Here is a 20,148-nt window from a genome sequence, read left to right as displayed (position 1 = left end):
GACGGGGGTGGCGGAGGTCATCTACGCACACGCTGCAGGCTGCGCTAGAGTCCGCTTATTCCACCCCTGCGAGGTCATCCCATGGCCGGTTTCCTGCTCTGGTTGTTGCTGCTGGTGTTCTGCTGGCCGCTCGCGCTGCTGGCGCTGGTGCTGTATCCGATCGTGTGGCTGCTGTTGCTGCCGCTGCGCCTGGTCGGGATCACGGTGGGCGCGGTATTCGCGTTCCTCGGTGCGCTGCTGATGTTGCCGGCACGGGTGCTCCGCGGCCGGCCCGTCTGAGCAGTCACGAGGACAAACCGAACTCGCCATCGTGCGAGCGCAATCGCGAACCCATTCTCACGGTGTTGCGCGATTACCTCGTCGGTGACCAGCGCGTGCTGGAGATCGGCAGCGGCACCGGCCAGCACGCGGTGCATTTCGCTGCCGCACTGCCGCGGCTGATCTGGCAGACCTCGGATCGCGAAGAAAATCTGCCGGGTATCCGGGCATGGCTGGATGAAGCCGCGCTTCCCAATACGCCGACGCCGTGGGAGCTCGATGTCGCTGGTACATGGCCCGAAGCCACGTTTGACGCGGTGTTCAGCGCCAATACCCTGCACATCATGGCGTGGTCGGAAGTGCAGCGCCTGTTCGCCCAGCTGCCGGGAATCACCCGCGCGGGCGCCACGCTGATCATCTATGGCCCATTCAACTATCACGGCCATTACAGCAGTGACAGCAATGCCGCCTTCGATCAATGGTTGCAGGCACGCGGAGCACATATGGCGATCCGCGATGCCGAAGCGGTGGACGCCCTGGCAGCCAGCGCCGGCTTCGCCCTCGTCGAGGATATCGCGATGCCGGCGAACAATCGCTGCCGCGTCTGGCGACGCATCCACACTTGATCAAAGCTTGCGCCTGCAGAAACCCGCCGAACCGGGTACAAAGGCGGCATGAAGTCGATCGACACCCTGACGCCCTGCCCCTGCGGCAATCCGGCCGGATACACGCAATGTTGCGGGCCCTTGCATGACGGCGCCGCGGCAACCTCGGCCGAACAACTGATGCGCGCACGCTACAGCGCCTACGTGCTGAAGCGCGAGGACTACCTGCTGGCGAGCTGGCACGCCGATACGCGCCCGGCTTCACTGCGGCTGGCCGCGCAATTGCCGGCGCCGATCTGGTTGGGGCTGGAGATCCGTCAACATCAGGGCATTGACGATAGCCATGCAACCGTGGAGTTTGTCGCCCGTTATCGCCTCGGCGGTGGTCGTGCGCAACGGCAGCACGAAACCAGCCACTTCGTGCGCGAACACGGCCACTGGTACTACGTCGACGGCAAGCTCGAGAGCTGAGCGTTCGTGATGTGTAGGAGCGCACCCTGTGCGCAAAATCGATCTGGCGGTGCAGCAACATGTTTGAGCGCGCAGGCGCGGCATCGCGTACAGGGTGCGCTCCTACAATTCGCGCCCGAATCAACCTCAGAATCCCTGCACCCCCGCCGCATGCAGCCGAGCCGCCTGAGCGCGCAACTCGGGACGGGCGAAGAACACGGCCAGACGACTTCCACGGACGGGGCCTATGCCGTCGATCGCCTGCCAGTCACTTGAACTGCGTGTGCTCAGCGCGGCCCAGTCCGGCAACTCGGCGCCGCCAGTGGCTGGCATGCCGAGCGCGCGCAGCCACCGGGCAAATGGACGCTGACGTGCGCTGGCAAATGTCTGAGCCAATGCATTTGCGCGGGTCGGCCCGAACCCCGGTACGGCGGCCAGCTGCGCCGGCGTCAGGCTCATCCAGTCAAGCAGATCGTGGATCAAGCCGGCGTCGATCAACGCCTGCCAGGTGCCAGCGCCGAGGCCATCCAGCTGCAGACCCTGCTTGCCGCCCAGCCACAGCAAACGCGCGCGAAATTGTTGTTCGCAGCCGGGCACGGCCTGCCAGCAGCTCAAGGGATCATGCGCCTGCACGTCCGGCAGGGTTACCGTGGCGCGTTCTTTTGTACGCCATACCACCGACTGCAACTTCGGTATGGTCAACCCGGCAAGCACCACTTCGACTTGGTCCCCGGGACGGATATCCAGTTTTCGCCAGCGCGCGACCGAGCCGACGCTGACGCGCTGCACGCGATGATCGTCCAGCTGCACCGGCACCAGTTCCAGTACCGGTGTGATGCGCCCGCTGCGGCCGATCGTGAAGGTAACCGCGCGCACCTCGGTGAGTGCCGACGCCGCCGGATATTTCCAGGCAACGGCCCATGCGGGTGGCGCGGCTTGCCATGTCGTTGCCAGCGGCCGGTGACCCTGACGGACCACTGTGCCATCGGCGGCGAATGGCATCGCATGGCGATACCATTGCTCCCGCCAGCGCTTGACGTCGTCCAGCGTCTGCACCGCATGGGTGTAGGTCACGCTGTCAGTCAGGCCCATGGCCTTGAGCCCAGCCAGCCGCGCCGGCATGTCGGCCGGCCCGCTGGGCCAGTCCCATACGAACAGGCCAATCTGCGCGGCAGTATCCGCATCCAGGGTTTCGCGGGCCAGCGCGCCGGCCACCGCCGAACGCGCATTGGCACCGCCATCGTTCGCCTGCACATGGCCGGAAATGCGCCAGTAAATTTCTCCCTGCAGCACCACGCGCCGGGGTGCATTTGGCAGATGCTTGGGAATGGCATCGATAAGTCTTGCCGTGGCCGTCCAGTCTGTGCCGTGGACGCCGTCGCCACGACTGGTCGCCTGAAGTAATTGGCCGTCCATATACAGCAAGGTGACCGCGACACCATCGGCCTTCGGCTGCACCCACAGATCCTGCTGATCGCGTGCATGCATCCATGCGGCCAATGCAACGGCATCCGGCAACTTGGCCAGCCCAGTCTGCGCCACCGGCGAACGCACGTTGCCACGGGCATCGACGAGATCGCCGGGCATCGCCGATGCCTGCGTCGGAAAGCATCGACGCCAGTCAGCGAAGCGCTTCAGCGCCTGATCGTAGACAGCGTCGTCGACCGGCGATTGACCGGTGACCCGGTACTTGTGGTTCCAGTCGTCGAGCCGGCCATGCAACGCGCCGAGCTCCTGCTTTGCCTGCGTCGGTGACCAGTCGGGACAGTCTGCCGCACGCGTTGAAGTGGAGATCAGCACCACGATACCGACGACCGGCAACAGCCATCCCATGCGCATGTAGCCTCCAATCCGTGGACGTTGTCGACAGGCTAGCCAGCGGCTGACGGCGACGGCAGATGGGGATGCCACCGGTGTGCGTAGGCGTCGCCCCTATAGCGGATGCATCGCATGCTGCACAGCGCGGACGTTACGTCGATGAATGAGTGGCGAGCAACGAATCGGCGATCCGCAGGATGGTTTCACCATCGAAGCGGCCATTCGGCCCGAAGCGTCGTTCCACGATCACCCCGCTGCCGTCATGACCGATCGCCACGATCGTGCTGGCGCGGGTGCCGTAGTGCTCGCTACGGATGAAGGCTGGCGATAGCATGCGTTCGCGTTCGAGACCGACGCCGGTATCCGGCAATTCTGCATCCGGTGCGACGCGCTCGTCAGCGAGCGCGTTGAACAAAGGGTTGAACTCGTCTTCGCCACCCGCGTCGACCCAGCCCTGGAGACAGCTCATCAACTTGCGCGTCTTCGGCCATGGCGTATTGAAATCGGCATTCGACAGGCCGTGCACGCCCCGCGCCACTGCCTGCGCCCGCGGTTCGGGCCGATTGCCCAGATAGAACGCATCGAGCGCATCGAATGTAAGCAGGTTGAATGGCCGATATTCGGAGGCCGTACCCAGCAACTGCCGTGCATGTGTCGTGGCATCCATGCTGCCCACAAGAAAGTCGGTGGCGAGCATCCCGCGCGACACGCCTAACTGCGGATCGCGCGGATCGCGCACATTCGTCACTACGCAGCAGCGCCCGGTATCGGTCACTCCCAGCCAGGTACCACCGGCCTGCAGGTCGCGACCGCCGATGATCGGAGCATCGTCCCAGCGCGCCAAAGGTGCACTCGGACGCGCATGAAACTCATCGCGATTGCCCGCCAGCACCAGGCGCCAGCGTGGGTGCACATTCCAGGCAAAGGCGATCAGGCACATGGGATAGATTCCACAAGAAGGAGGCATTACGAGCAGGCACCGGACTGAGTGTAGGCCTACCTGAGAGAGGATGCTGATCGCCTCACTTCACTGCGTCACCCTCTTGTGGGAGCGACTTCAGTCGCGATGATTTTCGGCGCGGCCATCGCGACTGAAGTCGCTCCCACAACAGCAGGAAGTCGCTGTGACAGGAGCTGTGCCTGCATGAAGCAGAACGGCGCGCCGATCATCGGCGCGCCGTTCTTTGTTGCTCCCGCACCTTAAGCCGTTACATCACAACGCTGCAACCGCTGCCCACGGATGCTGCTCGACGTCACGGGCCGTGACTTCAGATGGGCAGCTCAACAACTGTGCGATCGAACCGGCGGCCTCGCGCCCGTCATACACTGCGCGCACCACCAGATCGGCTCCGCGCACGTTATCGCCACCGGCAAAGATACGTGGATGGCTGGTCTGCAGCGGCAACGCACCATCGGCGCCGGTAATGACACGGCCTGAAGGCGCCAGCTTCACGCCATGCGTGGTCAGCCAGTCCGGCGGACTGGGCAGGAAACCAAACGACTGGATCACCACGTCCGCCTCGATCTCGCACTCGGTGCCAGCCACGTTGCGTGGACGCGGCCGACCATCGCCTCCATCGACCAGGGCAGTCTCGATCACGCGTACCGAACGCACACCACCGTGTTCGTTGCCGAGAATCTCCAGCGGCTGGCGATGGAACAGGAATTCCACTCCTTCCTCGCGGCTGTAACTCACCTCGCGCGCGGAACCCGGCATGCTGGCCTCGTCGCGGCGATAGACGCAAGTCACCGAGGCTGCGCCAAGGCGGATCGCCGTGCGGTTGCAGTCCATGCCGGTATCGCCACCGCCCAGCACGATCACGTTTTTCCCCTTCAGATCGAACGCGTGCGCCGGTGGCTCATCGCGCAACAGCCGCTCTGTATTGGCGATCAGGAAGGGCAACGCGTCATGTACACCGCGCAGCTCGCGTCCGGGCAATTGGCCGTCCACATAGGTATAGGCGCCGGTGCCGACGAACACCGCGTCGTAGTCGTCCACCAACTGACCGAACTCCACATCGCGGCCGACCTCGCGTCCGAGCAGGAAGCGCACGCCCATCCCTTCCAGCACTTCGCGGCGCGTGCGCACCACCGCCTTGTCCAGCTTGAATGGCGGAATGCCGAACGTGAGAAGGCCTCCGATCTCGTGCTGGCCGTCGTAGACATCGGCGGCAATGCCGACACGGCGCAGACGATCCGCACAGGCCAGCCCCGCCGGGCCCGCACCGACAATCGCCACGCGCTTGCCGGTCTCACGCACCGCCGACAGATCCGGTCGCCATCCCTGACGCAACGCCTCGTCGGTTACCCAGCGTTCCACGCTGCCGATCGTCACCGCGCCAAACTCGGTCTGCTCGAGCGTGCAGGCACCTTCGCACAGGCGATCCTGCGGACATACCCTGCCACAGATCTCCGGCAACGGATTGGTTTCGTGCATCAGCGTGGCCGCTTCCATGATGCGACCCTGCTGCACCAGCTTCAGCCAGTTCGGAATGTAGTTGTGCACCGGGCAGACGTGTTCGCAGTACGGATTGCCACAATCGATGCAGCGCTCCGCCTGTGTCGACACGCTAGCCGTATTGAAATCGCCACCGATCTCGCCGTAGCCAAGCACACGGATCGCGACCGGCACCGTGCGCGGCGGCTGTCGCGGCTCGTTGAGAAACTGGAACAATTTGTCGTTCATGCGGCCACCCTCAGCTCTTCGGCCAGCGCAGCGAGGCTCGCCGCCTTCGGCTTCACCAGCCAGAACTTGTATTGCAGGCCGCGGAAATCGTTCAGTATCTGCCGACCCCAGGCGCTGCCGGTCAGCTCCGCGTGGCGCGTGACCAGCCTGCGCAAGTGCTGCATGTAGTTCTCCATGCCTTCGGGCGAGATACGCAGGATGTCGACGAGCTCGTGGTTGTAGCAGTCGACGAAATCGCGCTCGAGGTCCAGCACGTAGGCGAAGCCACCGGTCATGCCCGCACCGAAGTTGAGACCGACCTTGCCGAGCACGGCGACCACGCCGCCCGTCATGTACTCGCAGCAGTGATCACCCGCACCTTCGACCACCGCCATCGCGCCGGAGTTGCGCACCGCGAATCGCTCACCCGCGCGACCCGCCGCGAACAGCTCACCACCGGTGGCACCGTACAGACAGGTGTTGCCGACGATCGCAGCATCCTGGCTGGCGTATGGCGCATCCAGCGGCGGGCGCACCACGATGCGGCCGCCGGCCATGCCCTTGCCGACACCGTCGTTCGCTTCGCCGGTAAGGTCGATGTGCAGGCCACCGGCGTTCCATGCGCCGAGACTCTGCCCCGCTGCGCCTTCCAACTTGAGGCAGATCGGGTGCTCGTCCATGCCGTGGTCGCCGTGCCGACGTGCAATGGCACCGGACAGCCGCGCACCGATCGCGCGATCGGTGTTGGCGATCGCATAGTTGAAATGACCACTCTCGCCCAGCTCCACCAGCGGCGCCGTGTCCACGGCGATGCGCGAAGCGAGCGCGGCATCGTCACGTACCGGATTGCGCGCCAGCGTGCAGGCGAAATCGCTGCTGGCGCTCAGGCCCGTGCCGTCGATCAGTGGCGAGAGATCGAGCTTGTGCTGCACCGGCGTAGTGCCTGCGGTCTGCTCCAGCAGTTCAGTGCGACCGACGATTTCGCCAAGGCTGCGCACACCCAGTTGCGCCAGGTGTGCACGCACGTCCTCGGCGACGAAGCGGAAATAGTTCATCACCATTTCCGGCAGTCCGATGAAGTGTTCCTTGCGTAGCACCGGATGCTGGGTCGCCACGCCGGTGGCGCAGTTGTTGAGATGGCAGATGCGCAGATATTTGCAGCCCAGCGCAACCATCGGGCCAGTGCCGAAACCGAAGCTCTCGGCACCGAGCAGTGCGGCCTTGATCACATCCAGGCCAGTCTTCAGACCGCCGTCGGTCTGCAGCCGCACGCGACCGCGCAGGTCGTTGCGGCGCAGCGTCTGCTGCGTCTCGGCCACGCCCAGTTCCCAGGGCGTGCCGGCGTACTTGATCGACGTAAGCGGACTGGCACCGGTGCCGCCGTCGTGACCGCTCACCGTGATGAGATCCGCGCCAGCCTTCACCACACCGGCGGCGACGGTGCCAACGCCGGCATGCGAAACCAGCTTCACCGAGATCAGCGCGCTCGGGTTCACTTCCTTCAGATCGTGAATCAGCTGGGCCAGATCCTCGATCGAATAAATGTCGTGATGCGGCGGCGGCGAAATCAGACCGATGCCCGGCTTGGCATAACGCAATCGTGCGATGGTGGCGTCGACCTTGTGGCCCGGCAGCTGCCCTCCCTCGCCGGGCTTGGCGCCCTGTGCGATCTTGATCTGCAATACCTCGGCGTTGACCAGATACGCCGGCGTGACGCCGAAACGGCCCGACGCGACCTGCTTTATCTTCGACATCTTCTCGGTGCCGTAGCGCGCCGGGTCTTCGCCGCCCTCACCGGAATTGCTGCGACCACCCAGCCGGTTCATACCGATTGCGAGCGCTTCGTGAGCTTCAGGCGACAACGCGCCGAGCGACATGCCCGCCGAATCGAAGCGCTTGAGGATCGCCTCGATCGGTTCGACCTCCTCCAGCGCAATCGGCGCCGAGGCAGGCTTCAGTCCCAGCAGATCGCGCAGCGCAGACGGTGGCCGATGATCGACATGGTCGGCATACACGCGATAGTCAGCCGGATTGCCGGTGCGCACCGCGAGCTGCAGTGTCGCAATCACGTCCGGGTTGTACATGTGGTACTCGCCGCCGTAGACAAACTTGTACAGACCGCCAGCACGCAGTGGCAGCGCCTGGTTCCACGCTTCGGCCGCGAGCAGGCGTTGCTCATGCTCGAGTTCTGCAAAGCCGGCACCACCGATGCGCGATGGCGTGCTTGGAAAACACATGCTCACCACTTCCGGTGCCAGCCCGACGATCTCGAACAGTTGCGCGCCGCGATAGCCTGCGATGGTGGAGATGCCCATCTTGGACAGGATCTTCAACAACCCCTTGCGGATACCACGCCGATAGCTGCGACCGATTTCCACGCGGTCGCCGTCGATGTGGCCCTCGCGACCCAGTTCGAACAGGCTCTGATAGGCCAGCCATGGATAGATCGCGGTGGCACCGAACCCAACGAAGCAGGCAAACTGATGCGGATCTCGCGGCGTGGCGGTCTCCACGATGATGTTGCACTGGCAACGCAGACCCCGGTCGATCAGATGCGCGTGCACCGCGCCGGTGGCGAGCAATGCATGGATCGGCAACTGCTCGCGCTGCGGGTAGCGGTCGCTGAGGAAGACCAGCGCGCAACCACGGCGCACGGCCTGCGCCACTTGTTCACAGAGCGCGCGCAGCGCCGATTCCAGATTTTGCTCACTGGGTGAATACATCAAATCGAAGCGCGGTGTGCCGACGAACTGCGGCAGCGCCAGCAGCTGCCGCAGCTTTCGCTGCGACAGGATGGGCGAGTTGATCAGCACCTGCTTCGCGTTCTCCGCCTTCAGCTCGAACACGTTGCCTTCCGGTCCGATCTGCGTCACCAGCGACATCACCAGCTTCTCGCGCAATGGATCGATCGGCGGATTGGTGACCTGCGCGAAACCCTGGCGGAAACGATCGAACAGCGGCCGCACCTGCCGCGACATCGCCGCGACCGGGGTGTCGTCGCCCATCGAGCCGGTTGCTTCGGCTTCGAGTTCGGCGATCACCTTGAGCACCGTCTCGCGTTCCTCGCGCGACAGGCCGTACAGCTTCTGATAGCAGTGCAGCTCGTCGGCGGGCAATGGCTCAGCCGCCAGCGTGGGGTCGATCAGATCCGATTCCAGATAGCTCACACCGGCACGCAGCCAGTCACGATACGGTGCGCGAGTGCGGTTGATCTCGTCGATGTCGGCATCGCGCAGCAGACGATGCTGGGTGAAATCCACCGCGATCATTTCGCCCGGCGCCAGGCGACCCTTCGCGATCACGCGGGCAGACGGCACGTCCCACAGACCGGCTTCGGACGCCACGATCAGATGGTTGTCGTCTGACAATGCCCAGCGCGCGGGCCGCAGGCCGTTGCGATCCAGCGTGCAGGCGGCATAGCGACCGTCGCACATCACCAGCCCGGCTGGACCGTCCCATGGCTCGCTGTGCAGCGCATAGTATTCGTAGAACGCAGCGAGATCCTCGTCGATATTCTCGCGCGCAGCGAACGCCGGCGGCACCAGCACACGCATCGCAGCGAGCAGGTCGAGCCCGCCGGCCAGCAAGATCTCCAAAGCGTTGTCCAGGCTCTCCGAGTCGGAACCCTGCTGGCGCACCAGCGGGCCGATATCTGAAAGATCCACCCGCGGCGAACGCATGATCGACTCGCGCGCCTGCATCCAGCGCCGGTTCGCGCGGATCGTGTTGATCTCGCCATTGTGCGCAAGCAGGCGAAACGGCTGCGCCAACCGCCACTGCGGCGTGGTGTTGGTGGAGAAACGCTGATGGAACACCACGGCATCGGCGGCCAGTGCCGGGTGACTGAGATCCGCGAACACCTCGCGCAGCCGACCCGGTGCGGCCATCGCCTTGTAGCCGATCACCGCAGCAGACAGGGTCACCACGTAGAACTGCGGATCGTCGGTCAGCGCGGTCTCGGCACGACGACGCGCACGGAACAACGCCAGTTCGAAGACCTCATCGTCCATGGCAGCGCCGGCATCCACGAAAATCTGGCGCACGCGCGGTTGTGCGGCGGCGGCAAGCGGGCCGCAGGCCTCGGCGTTAACCGCCACATCGCGCCAGCCGGCAACATGCACGCCTTCTTCGGTGAGGTGGCGCTCCAATACTTGGGCCGCCTTCTCGCCACCAGCCGGATCAAGAAACACCACGCCCGCCGCAAAGCGTTCGGCAAGCGCGATACCTGAATCCGCCGCCAGCGCGCGCAGCCAGTCGTGCGGCCGATGCAGCAACACACCACAACCATCGCCACTGATGCCATCGGCATTCACCGCGCCGCGATGTGAGAGTTTTGCCAGCGCGGAGAACGCGGTATCGACCACCCATGCACTGGCGCGGCCATCGATCTGCGCCACCAGGCCAAAGCCGCAGCTGTCGTGTTCAAAACTGGCGTCGTACAGACGCGGCGCAACTTGCATGACCGAAACCCTCTTCACTGGCTAACGATTCGCTGAGGCGCAAACGACCTGCCGCAACAAGGACGGCGAGCAGCTTGTGGAAGGCTTGCGACCCGACTTTACGCACATTTTGTGCGCCGCGTCAAAGCCATTTAGGCGTCCAAATGAAAATCGGTCCTGGCGGCGTAACAGCGCGCGCTGACAAACCGGCGTAACCGGCGTGGGCGAACAGGGCGACACGACGCCATTTCTGCCGTCTCGCCGCGGCCGCAAAGCTCAGGGATAATCGGCCGCATGCCCAAGCCCAACCAGTTCCCGCGCTCTCTTCTTTCCGGCCTGATCGCCGGTGCATTGCTGACTGGCGCCTTCGCCACCCCAGCGACCGCCCAGCAGGACAGCAAGAGCCATACCGAACAGGCCGCGGCCGAGCAGAAGCTCGCCGATGTCCGCAGCAAGATGGCGGCGCTGGCGAAGGAGCAAGCCGATACAGCGGCGCGCCGCGACAGCGTCAACGCCCAGCTGGCGCAGCAAGCCGATGCGCTGGCCAGTGCAGCGCGGGCGGTGCACCAGACCGACACCGATCTAACCGCCAAGCAGCACGACCTTGACCAGTTGCAGCAGCAACGCGCTGATTTGCAGCAGAAGCTGGACAGCCAGCACGCAGCGATCGCCGACCTGCTGCGAGCCACCTACGCGCTTGACCAGGGCTCGGACCTTCGCCTGCTGCTGGGTGATGAAGACGTGGCACGCATCTCCCGTGCGCTGGTGTATTCGAAGTATTTCCAGCAGGACCGCGTGCAGCGCGTGCAGCAGCTGATGGCGGATCTGGTCAAACTGCAGGACCTGGAGAACACGATCACCCATCAACAACAGGCGTTGCAGGCCACCAAGCTGCAACGCGAGCAGCAGGCGCAGACGCTGACCGCGCAGCGCGCAGCGCAGCAGAAGCTGGCGGCAGACACCGATGCGCAATACAAAGACCAGGCGCAGCGACTGGCCGCGCTGAAGCAGAACGCACAATCGCTCAACCAGCTGGTCGACAAGTTGCAGAAGGCGATCGAAGAGGCTGCGCGCGAAGCGGCAGCCCGCGATGCCGCTGCACGCGAGGCTGCACGGAAGGCACATCCCGGCCATAACGTGCCGCCGCCGCCCATTCCCGTCGGCAGCGCCACTGCCGATATCCGCGGCAACCTGCCCTGGCCCGCCAGCGGGGTGGTCAACAGCTACGGCAACGGTGTGCTGATCAAGGCGAACGGCGGCAGCGAGATTCACGCGGTGGCACGCGGCCGGGTGATCTACGCCGGTTTCCTGCGCGGCTACGGCATGTTGCTGATCGTCAACCACGGCAACGGCTGGATGAGCATGTACGGCAACAACGAGACCCTGCTGCATGGCGTCGGCGATCAGGTCGAGGTCGGCGAGGCGATCGGCACCGCCAGCCCGCCCACCGGCATCAACACGGGGGTTTATTTCGAACTACGCAAAGACAGCCAACCGGTCGATCCACGCAGCTGGTTAAGTCAGCGCCGTTGACGCCTTTGACAGCGAATCGCAGGCTAGGAGCGTACTCTGGCCGAATCAGTGCGTACTTCGCAGGAATTGCGCCCGCGTTCGGTTGTCACAACCATATATTTCAGTTGCGTTCCGGCGCGACACTTGTTTTTTGCATGGAGTCCCAGCATGCGTCTCTCCTCTCGTAGCCAGATCACCCTGCTGCTGGCTGTCCCGCTTCTCCTTTCAGCGCCGCTCATGCATGCGCAAACGACGCCTGCCGCGGCCTCCAGCGTGGCCGCTCCGCCAGTCGATCTGCCTGCAGCCATAAGCACCAGCGCGCCAGCCCGCGCCAGTTCCAGCAATGATCAGGTCGACCTGGATGACATCCGCAATTTCAGCCGGGTCTATGAGGTGGTGCGCCAGGCCTATGTGGAAAAGGTCGACAACAAGACCCTGATGAAGGCGGCGATCACCGGCATGCTCAGCGGACTCGATCCGCACAGCGAGTACCTGGACCGTGAGGGCCTGACCCAGCTCAACGAAGACACCACCGGCCAGTACAGCGGCCTCGGCATCGAGGTGCTGCAGGAGGATGGCGGCCTGCGCATCATCTCGCCGATCGACGACACCCCGGCGGCGCGTGCCGGGATCAAGGCAGGCGACAGCATCGTCAAGATCAACGGCACCGTGATCGACCCGCAGAACGTCGACAGCATGTTCGACCAGCTGCGCGGCAAGCCGGGCAGCAAGATCACCCTGACCATCGTTCACGCGAACACCGACAAGCTGATCGACCTGCACATGGTGCGCGAAAACATCGCCGTCAGCAGCGTCAAGGTGCGTGAGCTGCAACCGGGCTACGCCTACGTACGGATCAGTCAGTTCCAGGACGACACTGCCAATGACCTGGATAAAAAGCTCGGTGACCTGATCAAGAAGAACGGCCCGCAAAAAGGTGCCGTGCTGGATCTGCGCAACAACCCCGGCGGCCTGCTCACGGCGGCCGTGGGAGTGAGCGACAATTTCCTCGACTCCGGCATCATCGTCACCACCCGCGGCCGACTGCAGGACGCGAACATGAGCTTCAGCGCACATCACGGCGACCAGCTCAATGGTGCTCCGATCGTGTTGCTGACCAACAACGGCACGGCCTCGGCCGCCGAGATTGTCGCCGGTGCGCTCAAGGACAACCATCGTGCGCTGATCATGGGCCAGCGTACCTTCGGCAAGGGCGTGGTACAGACCGTGCTGCCGCTGGACGCCGACCACGCCGTGAAAATCACCACCGCGCGCTACTACACACCTAACGGTACATCGATCCAGGCCGAAGGCATCAAGCCCGATATCGCGCTGGCCGACCTGACCGTGAACAAGGCTGACAGTGCGCCGATCCTGATCAGCTCCGAAGCCGATCTGCCGAACCATCTGGCCAACGAGAACGCCAAGGCTGACACCAACATCAACGACGACGGCAGCGCCGCCGACGCCAAGCTGGCCACCAGCGACTACGAACTGTCGCAGGCGTTGAACGTGCTCAAGGGAATGGCGCTCGGGCACACCGCCACCGTCCACCGCTGACGACAGCCCATGTAGGTTGGGGTGAGCTAAAGCGAAGCCCAACGGTACCTCAAGCCCCCCGCGGAGACGTTGGGCTTCGCTTCGCTCACCCCAACCTACGCAAAGCCCTCACCAACGCAAACGGCCCCTCGCGGGGCCGTTGCTTATCGCAGACGATCAGTCGTCGCTCAGGCGGCAAACAGCCCGCGCATTTTCTTCATCGCATTCGCCTCGACCTGGCGGATACGCTCGGCAGAGACGCCGTATTCGTCGGCCAGATCCTGCAAGGTGGCCTTGTTGTTGTCATCGAGCCAGCGGCGCTGGATGATGTCGCGCGAGCGTTTATCCAGATGGCTCAACGCGTCCGACAAGGTATCCATCTGATTGTCGGCATAGTCGGCATCGGACACGTTCTCGTACGGATCAGCACCGTCGTCGATCAGGAACGCCGCGGGCGCCGGCTTGGCATCGTCGTCGGCATCAGCCGGTGCTTCGAAACCGATATCGCGACCGGACAGACGTGACTCCATCTCGCGCACGGTCGCTTCCGGCACGCCCAGATCCTTCGCCACGGTGCGTACTTCTTCGGCGTTCATCCAGCCCAGGCGCTTCTTGTTCTTGCGCAGGTTGAAGAACAGCTTGCGCTGCGCCTTGGTGGTGGCGACCTTCACGATGCGCCAGTTCTTGAGGATGAACTCGTGCATCTCGGCGCGAATCCAGTGCACCGCAAAGCTGACCAGGCGCACGCCCTGATCCGGGTCGAAGCGCTTGACCGCCTTCATCAGGCCGATATTGCCTTCCTGGATCAGGTCGGCCAACTGCAGGCCGTAACCACTGTAACCACGAGCCACATGCACCACGAAACGCAGATGCGACATCACCAGCTTTTTGGCCGAAGCCAGGTTCGCGTCTTCGAGATAATCACGCGACAGCGACTGCTCCTCGTCCTGGCTGAGGACGGGAATGCGGTGAACCGCAGAAATATAGGCATCCAGACTGCCAACCACACTGGGTAGCGGCAGATTGGCGGTCACCAAGGCTTGAGACATGGATGAAACCTCCGGAATCGATTTACAAGATTAGCACTCGGGTACTTCGAGTGCTAAATGCCGGCTTAGTTCCGGCACTTAATGAACTGCATCGTACAGATATTTGTGACCGACGTCCAGTCCCGTTCCCGGTATCCACATAAGGGTCCCAAAGCGGCGTTCAAGCCGGCGTGAAACCGCCCTGCAATGCGGAACGCGATGGCAATGACCAGTCGACCGGCCGCTGCCCCTGGGCCTTCAGGAAGTCGTTCGCGGCGGAAAAATGGCCGCAGCCGATGAACCCGCGGTGGGCCGACAGCGGCGATGGGTGTACCGCGCTGAGCACGCAATGCCGGTTGCTGTCGATCAGCCGCCCCTTGCGCTGCGCGTAGGCACCCCACAGCAGAAACACCAGACCCTCGCGCTCCCGGTTGAGTGCGTCGATCGCCGCATCGGTGAAGCCTTCCCACCCTTTGCCCTGGTGCGAGCCAGCGCGTCCGTCCTCGACGGTCAGCACGCTATTGAGCAACAGAACGCCCCGATCAGCCCAAGGCGTGAGGCAGCCATGGTCAGGCCGCGGGATGCCCAGGTCGCGCTGGATCTCCTTGAAGATGTTTTCCAGCGACGGTGGCACGCGCACGCCTGGGCGTACTGAAAAGCACAGGCCATGCGCCTGACCAGGGCCGTGGTACGGATCCTGGCCCAGGATCACCACCCGAACGGCGTCGAACGGAGTGTGCTCGAACGCGGCGAAGATCTCCGGACCGGGCGGATATATCTGCTTGCCAGCGTGCTTCTCCTCGCGCAGGAAAGCCGCCAGCGCCTGCATCTCCGGACGCTGCAGATAATCACCCAGCCGCAGCTTCCACGACGGCTCCAGCTTGACCCGCTCGTCGCTCATGCGTCGCCCGTGTGGGTGCGCAGATGCCGCGCCACGCGCAACTGGAACAGCAGTTTGGTGATCAGCAGGGCTTCCTCGACCGGCTTCTCGACCAGATCGTTGGCACCGGCCTTGATCAGGGCGGCCTGATTGGCCGGATTCTCATCGCCGGTCATCACTAGCACCGGCAATTTGCCTTTGCCGTATCCGAACTCGCCACGAATCCGTTTGAGCAGGTCGCCACCGGTCAGCTCGCCTTTCAGGCTGACGTCGGTAAGCACCACGTCGGCGCCGACGTTGCCCTGCACGCGATCGGTCTCGAGCATGGCCAGCGCGTCCTCAACGCTGACCACGTGGCGCACACTGAGGCCGATTTTCTCCAGCATGCGCCGGGTCGCCAGGGCCACCACGCGACTGTCCTCGACGTACAGCACAGTACCTTCCGCGACGGACTGCGGGCTTACGTAGCCGCGGATGAACTCGGCCAGCGCCTGGAAACCCAGCGCCTTGTCGAAATAATCGGTGACATGCTCACCCAGCGTGCGGCTGTGCAGGCGACCATCGACGTCGCCGGACACCACCACGATCGGTACATAGGCCTGCGGCGCCGACTCGCGCACGAAACGCGCCAGCTCCAGCCCGTCCATGTCGGGTAGCCGAAGGGAAATGGTGATGAAGTCGAACACGCCTTCGCCGAGCACCTGCGTGGCCTCGGTGCCGCTGCCGCAACCCACCACCTCCACGCCGGGCAGCTCGGCCTGCAGCACGCGGGTGATCAACTGTCGCACCACACGCGAGCCGTCGACCACCAGCACGCGCGGTGCCTCGGTGAGCAGACGTCTGCTGATATTTGTACTCATTCCCAACTCACCCACATGGCCTGTAGCGATCCTCGCCGATGAACCCGCGGCCACACCCCCTGCGTCCGCTTCAATACAACAGATAGTGCACTGACCGCGGCATCAACGCTTGCGATACGGATCACTCTGTAAGAAGGCCACTCGACTCACGCAGCCTTGCGCAACTGCCAAGCACTGACCAGCCGCGCGCCCAGCCAACCCAGTGCGGCAGCCGCCACCGGAACGGCGAGCAGCAACCACAGTGGCAAGCCACCAACCTGCAACTTGCCATCATAGGCGCGGCTCAATTGCGCGACCGGGTCGGCCAGCGCGAATTCGATCAGTACTGCCAACAAAGCCGCCAGAATGCCGCTAAACAGGCCATACCAGATGCCGGCATAGAGATACGGTCGACGCACGAAGGCACTGCTGGCACCGACCAGCAGCAGCACACCGATTTCCTCGCTGCGGCTGGCGATATCCACACGCACCGTATTGCCGACCACCAGCAGTGCCGCCAACGCCAGCAATGAGGCCAGCACCAGCACTGCCCGATTGCCAACACCGAGCAAGGCATCAAGACGCTGCCGCCAGCTACCGCTGTCCTGCACCAGATCGACGCTGTGCATCGTGCGCACGTCGGCCGCCAGCTGCTCAACTTCAGTGGCACTCAGGCCCTCGCGCGGCTGCAGCTGCAAAACATACGGCAGCGGGTTGCTGTCCAGCGTCTGCAGGGCACCGGAGAATCCTTGCATTTTCGCCAGTTCATCCATGCCTTGTTGCGGAGTTTTCACGATGACCGAGGCCACCTGTGGCCGATCGGCGAGCTGCTGGGCCAGCAACTGCGCCTGCTGCGCACCCTGGCCGGGCTGCATGAATACGCTGATCGCCTGGCTTTGCCCCAGCGCCTCGCCGAGCTTCTGCACATTGCCCAGCAATAGATAGAATGCCAGAGGCAAGGCCAGCGCCAGCCCCATCACGGTAATCGTCAGCAGGCTACCCAGCGGGCGCGAGGCGAGGCGACGCAGGCTGGCCGCGGCACTCCAGCCATGATGTTCCTGCCAGCTGGCGACGCGGCGACCGCGGCTGTGCTCGTTGCGCGGCAAGGCTTCGGGGGGCGGCGCGTTGAGCGTCGCGTTGAGATCTTCGGGTGGCGTATTCACAGCACCTCCTGCGCAGCCAGGTCGGCCACCAGCCGACCGTGGTCGAGCACGATCACGCGTTTCTTCATGCGCTTGATCAACGGCAGGTCGTGGCTGGCGATCAACACCGTGGTGCCGACCTGCTGAAATTCACCGAACAGGCCCATGATCTCCAGCGCCAGTTGCGGATCGAGGTTGCCGGTCGGTTCGTCGGCAATCAGCAGGCTCGGTCGCGCCACGATGGCCCGTGCGATGCCGACCCGCTGCTGCTCGCCGGTCGACAAGGTGGCCGGCAGCTGGCGCTCATAGGCAAGCAGGCCGACCTTCTCCAGCGCCGCCCTCACCCGCCGCGCGCGCTCGGCTCGGGCGATGCCGGCGATCGTCAATGGCAGCTCGACGTTCGCGAATACCGTGCGCTCCATCAGCAGGCGGTGATCCTGGAACACCATGCCGATATGCCGGCGATATTTGGGAATGCCGCCGCGACGGATTTTCGCGAGGTTCTTGCCGTCCAGCTTGATCAGGCCATGCGAAGGCCGTTCGATCAGCCCCAGCAACTTGAGCAGCGTGCTTTTGCCCGCGCCGGAATGGCCGGTGACAAACGCCATCTCGCCGGTCGGCACCTCGAACGAAAGCTGCGACAGCGCCTCGTGGCCACCTTCGTAGCGTTTGCTGACTTGATCAAAAAGGATCACCGCGTCTCCCCACACCTGCATGCCGCTCCAGCGGCAAGGATAAGGGAAGCCGGCATCGAGTTGAGAACTTTCGGCACTCACCGATCGCCGCGGATTCAGGCCGCGGCAATCGATGCACTCAGAGCGGGCTCAACGACCGGTGAACAACCGGCTCAGCCTGCGGAACAAGCCTGGCTTCTTCGGATGGGCATGATGCTCGCCAGCCACGCCGGAGGTCACCGCGACCTGCCGCGATGGGCGGTTTGCGCTGGCGGTGGATTCCGCACCATGCGACGGACGACGTTCGCCACGGGGTGCGCGATTGCCTTCGGCGACCGCCGTCGTGATGCTGTGACCTTTCGTCTCGCCACCCTCGACCGGGCCACCCTCGCGGCGGCGATTGCGGCCGCCACGGCGACGACGTGGCTTGCGCGCACCCTCGGCGCTGCCGTTTTCGATAGCGCCCGGTACTACGCCGGCCGTGCTCGCTGCCACCGTAACGGGCTGTGCCACCTCGACTTCAGCGTGCACGACCTTACTCTCGACAGCAGCGACAGCTGGCTTGCGCTCACGCGGCGGCCGCGCACCCGTACGGGCGCCACCACCACTGCTGCGCTGGCCATCACGGCTGGTGGAACCATGCGAACGACGCGGGGCCTCGCCCGGACGCGGCGCCACCACGTCGCCAAACGCAGCACTGTCGGCGGCGGCATTCGCCACAAACTCGGCGTCCAGCGCGCGCGGCTTGGGCATGATCAGCAGATCCGCATCCATGCTGGCGACCGGGATGCTCTGGCCGATATAGGTCTCGATATCCGGCAACGACATCGCATACAGGTCGCAGGCAAAACTGATCGCGTCACCTTCGGCGCCGAGTCGCGCCGTACGGCCGATGCGATGCACGTAGTCCTCCGCGTCCTGCGGCAGGTCGTAATTGAAGACGTGGCTGACCGCGGGAATGTGCAGGCCGCGCGCCGCCACGTCGGTGGCCACCAGGATGTCCAGCTGACCGTCCTGGAAACGCTGGAGCAGCTTCTGTCGCTTCAGCTGCGGCACGTCACCGGAGATCGCGCCGACGCGGATGCCGTGTCGCTTGACCCGCTCGGTGATGCGTTCGGCGGCCGCCTTGGTGTTGACGAAGATGATGCTGCGCTCGGCCTTGGTGCGCTCGAGCAGGTTCAGCAGCAGCGGCATCTTTTCTTCCTTGGCCGGGAAGTAGACCAGCTGGCGCACCTTGTCGGCGGTGACGTTGTCGCTCTCGACCACCAGCTTCTCGGCGTTGTGCATGTGCTCGTAGGCGAGCTCCAGCACGCGATGGGACAGCGTGGCGGAGAACAGCAGCACCTGGCGCTGTTCGCGCACCGGCAGCCGGCGGAAGATGAAGCGCACGTCTTTGATGAAGCCCAGATCGAACATCCGATCGGCCTCGTCAATGACCATCACTTCGACGCCATTGAAGCCGAACACATTCTGCTTGTGGTAATCGAGCAGTCGGCCCGGGGTGGCGATGATGATGTCGCAACCATCTTTCAGCTGCTGGCGCTGCTTGTCGTAATCGACGCCGCCGTAGATCAGCGCGATGCGCAGGCCGGTGTGGCGGCCGATGGCCTTGGCGTCCTTCTCGATCTGGATCGCCAGCTCGCGGGTCGGCGCGATCACCAGCGCACGCGGGTCGCTGTCCTTGCGTTCGGCGACGGCGGGATGGGTCAACAGGCGATTCATCAGCGCGACCAGGAACGCGCAGGTCTTGCCGGTGCCGGTCTGCGCCTGACCGGCGACATCGCGGCCGGCCAGGGCGAGCGGGAGGGTCATCTCCTGGATCGGCGTGCAGCGGGTAAAACCGCTGTCGTCCAGACCCTGCTGCAGCAATGGATGCAAATCGAAGTTGGTGAAGAAAGTATCAGTGAGTACAGTTTGTGACATATGCGGATTGGAAACCTTGCCAGACGGCGGCGGAATGCGCTGTGCCGCTCAGACGCCGAACGTCGGCGGAGGGCGGTGCAGGACGGGTGCGCGATGCGCAGCGAAGCGGTTCAGTGTCAGGCTCGCCAAGGTCGCGCCGCGGTGGGCGGCGTCGGACGTTGGCGTCGATCTGACGGGCGACTGTGAAAGTCGCCCTTGAATCGTGCCCTGAGTTGCGCTGGAATGAAGATATGCCGCCATGGCAACTCCTTCGTTCCGGCCCGACTCGCGCTTCATGGGCGCCTGAGTGTAGCTGATGACGGCCTGGGAGTCTGTCAGGCCGGGGCCGACCCGGGGTGCAGGATCACCTGAACGTGCGTTCCCGGCGTCGTCAGGT

At 64.2% G+C, this 20,148-nt stretch carries 15 protein-coding genes; 5 read left to right on the top strand and 10 right to left on the bottom strand.

The window, feature by feature from the left end:
* Positions 1-81 precede the first annotated feature (81 nt).
* The 3 genes from HDE77_RS16045 to HDE77_RS16035 are packed head-to-tail and all read left to right on the top strand — an operon-like array spanning position 82 to position 1,334.
* Complete coding sequence (locus HDE77_RS16045; RefSeq protein WP_184418922.1) at positions 82-279, top strand: hypothetical protein; 198 nt, start codon at positions 82-84, stop codon at positions 277-279.
* Positions 276-884, top strand: a complete 609-nt coding sequence (locus HDE77_RS16040; RefSeq protein WP_184418942.1) for a DUF938 domain-containing protein — start codon at positions 276-278, stop codon at positions 882-884. The genes HDE77_RS16045 and HDE77_RS16040 overlap by 4 nt, the downstream gene beginning before the upstream one ends.
* A gap of 48 nt (positions 885-932) precedes the next feature.
* Positions 933-1,334 (top strand): YchJ family metal-binding protein, encoded by a 402-nt coding sequence (locus HDE77_RS16035; RefSeq protein WP_184418921.1) that lies wholly within the window; start codon positions 933-935, stop codon positions 1,332-1,334.
* A gap of 126 nt (positions 1,335-1,460) precedes the next feature.
* Here the strand turns inward: HDE77_RS16035 and ligB are convergent, their stop codons facing one another.
* The 4 genes from ligB to gltB form a co-directional block, all read right to left on the bottom strand.
* Positions 1,461-3,152: an NAD-dependent DNA ligase LigB gene (ligB, locus tag HDE77_RS16030; RefSeq protein WP_184418920.1), complete on the bottom strand. Its 1,692-nt coding sequence runs from the start codon at positions 3,150-3,152 to the stop codon at positions 1,461-1,463.
* A 130-nt stretch (positions 3,153-3,282) separates the two neighbouring features.
* Positions 3,283-4,071: an NRDE family protein gene (locus tag HDE77_RS16025; protein ID WP_184418919.1), complete on the bottom strand. Its 789-nt coding sequence runs from the start codon at positions 4,069-4,071 to the stop codon at positions 3,283-3,285.
* A gap of 273 nt (positions 4,072-4,344) precedes the next feature.
* Entirely contained in the window at positions 4,345-5,817 is a 1,473-nt protein-coding gene (locus HDE77_RS16020) for an FAD-dependent oxidoreductase (RefSeq protein ID WP_184418918.1), read from the bottom strand.
* Positions 5,814-10,256 (bottom strand): glutamate synthase large subunit, encoded by a 4,443-nt coding sequence (gltB, locus tag HDE77_RS16015; RefSeq protein WP_184418917.1) that lies wholly within the window; start codon positions 10,254-10,256, stop codon positions 5,814-5,816. Before gltB ends, HDE77_RS16020 begins: the two co-directional genes overlap by 4 nt.
* Before the next feature lie 273 nt (positions 10,257-10,529).
* Here gltB and HDE77_RS16010 point away from each other — a divergent pair, with 273 nt between their 5' ends.
* Both HDE77_RS16010 and HDE77_RS16005 read left to right on the top strand, forming a co-directional pair.
* Complete coding sequence (locus HDE77_RS16010) at positions 10,530-11,768, top strand: peptidoglycan DD-metalloendopeptidase family protein (RefSeq protein WP_184418916.1); 1,239 nt, start codon at positions 10,530-10,532, stop codon at positions 11,766-11,768.
* 147 nt (positions 11,769-11,915) lie between these two features.
* Positions 11,916-13,307: a S41 family peptidase gene (locus HDE77_RS16005; RefSeq protein ID WP_184418915.1), complete on the top strand. Its 1,392-nt coding sequence runs from the start codon at positions 11,916-11,918 to the stop codon at positions 13,305-13,307.
* Between the two features lie 167 nt (positions 13,308-13,474).
* Here HDE77_RS16005 and rpoH read toward each other — a convergent pair whose 3' ends face one another.
* The 6 genes from rpoH to HDE77_RS15975 form a co-directional block, all read right to left on the bottom strand.
* A complete protein-coding gene (rpoH, locus tag HDE77_RS16000) occupies positions 13,475-14,335 on the bottom strand; it encodes an RNA polymerase sigma factor RpoH (RefSeq protein ID WP_184418914.1) in 861 nt (286 codons plus the stop codon).
* Between the two features lie 160 nt (positions 14,336-14,495).
* Positions 14,496-15,215, bottom strand: coding sequence for a uracil-DNA glycosylase (ung, locus tag HDE77_RS15995; protein ID WP_184418913.1), 720 nt, complete (start codon positions 15,213-15,215; stop codon positions 14,496-14,498).
* A complete protein-coding gene (locus HDE77_RS15990) occupies positions 15,212-16,054 on the bottom strand; it encodes a response regulator (protein ID WP_184418912.1) in 843 nt (280 codons plus the stop codon). The genes ung and HDE77_RS15990 overlap by 4 nt, the downstream gene beginning before the upstream one ends.
* Before the next feature lie 146 nt (positions 16,055-16,200).
* Positions 16,201-17,196, bottom strand: a complete 996-nt coding sequence (gene ftsX, locus HDE77_RS15985; RefSeq protein ID WP_184418911.1) for a permease-like cell division protein FtsX — start codon at positions 17,194-17,196, stop codon at positions 16,201-16,203.
* On the bottom strand, positions 17,193-17,891 hold the full coding sequence (gene ftsE / locus HDE77_RS15980) for a cell division ATP-binding protein FtsE (protein WP_184418910.1): 699 nt from the start codon (positions 17,889-17,891) through the stop codon (positions 17,193-17,195). Before ftsE ends, ftsX begins: the two co-directional genes overlap by 4 nt.
* Positions 17,892-17,999: 108 nt before the next feature.
* On the bottom strand, positions 18,000-19,772 hold the full coding sequence (locus HDE77_RS15975) for a DEAD/DEAH box helicase (protein ID WP_184418909.1): 1,773 nt from the start codon (positions 19,770-19,772) through the stop codon (positions 18,000-18,002).
* Between the last annotated feature and the right edge of the window lie 376 nt (positions 19,773-20,148).

It is taken from the genome of Rhodanobacter sp. MP7CTX1, assembly GCF_014205795.1.
GTDB lineage: Bacteria > Pseudomonadota > Gammaproteobacteria > Xanthomonadales > Rhodanobacteraceae > Rhodanobacter.
Note: the sequence above shows the minus strand (reverse complement) of the source record. Positions and strands in the feature narration are given on the sequence as shown.

What these genes read in the sequence shown, in the direction of transcription:
- ftsE (WP_184418910.1), bottom strand. Translation starts at nt 17,891, where the DNA reads ATGCAGGTGTGGGGAGACGCGGTGATCCTTTTTGATCAAGTCAGCAAA.
- ung (WP_184418913.1), bottom strand. Translation starts at nt 15,215, where the DNA reads ATGAGCGACGAGCGGGTCAAGCTGGAGCCGTCGTGGAAGCTGCGGCTG.
- HDE77_RS16025 (WP_184418919.1), bottom strand. Translation starts at nt 4,071, where the DNA reads ATGTGCCTGATCGCCTTTGCCTGGAATGTGCACCCACGCTGGCGCCTG.
- HDE77_RS15990 (WP_184418912.1), bottom strand. Translation starts at nt 16,054, where the DNA reads ATGAGTACAAATATCAGCAGACGTCTGCTCACCGAGGCACCGCGCGTG.
- HDE77_RS16020 (WP_184418918.1), bottom strand. Translation starts at nt 5,817, where the DNA reads ATGAACGACAAATTGTTCCAGTTTCTCAACGAGCCGCGACAGCCGCCG.
- HDE77_RS16005 (WP_184418915.1), top strand. Translation starts at nt 11,916, where the DNA reads ATGCGTCTCTCCTCTCGTAGCCAGATCACCCTGCTGCTGGCTGTCCCG.
- ligB (WP_184418920.1), bottom strand. Translation starts at nt 3,152, where the DNA reads ATGCGCATGGGATGGCTGTTGCCGGTCGTCGGTATCGTGGTGCTGATC.
- HDE77_RS15975 (WP_184418909.1), bottom strand. Translation starts at nt 19,772, where the DNA reads ATGTCACAAACTGTACTCACTGATACTTTCTTCACCAACTTCGATTTG.
- rpoH (WP_184418914.1), bottom strand. Translation starts at nt 14,335, where the DNA reads ATGTCTCAAGCCTTGGTGACCGCCAATCTGCCGCTACCCAGTGTGGTT.
- HDE77_RS16045 (WP_184418922.1), top strand. Translation starts at nt 82, where the DNA reads ATGGCCGGTTTCCTGCTCTGGTTGTTGCTGCTGGTGTTCTGCTGGCCG.
- HDE77_RS16010 (WP_184418916.1), top strand. Translation starts at nt 10,530, where the DNA reads ATGCCCAAGCCCAACCAGTTCCCGCGCTCTCTTCTTTCCGGCCTGATC.
- HDE77_RS16035 (WP_184418921.1), top strand. Translation starts at nt 933, where the DNA reads ATGAAGTCGATCGACACCCTGACGCCCTGCCCCTGCGGCAATCCGGCC.
- gltB (WP_184418917.1), bottom strand. Translation starts at nt 10,256, where the DNA reads ATGCAAGTTGCGCCGCGTCTGTACGACGCCAGTTTTGAACACGACAGC.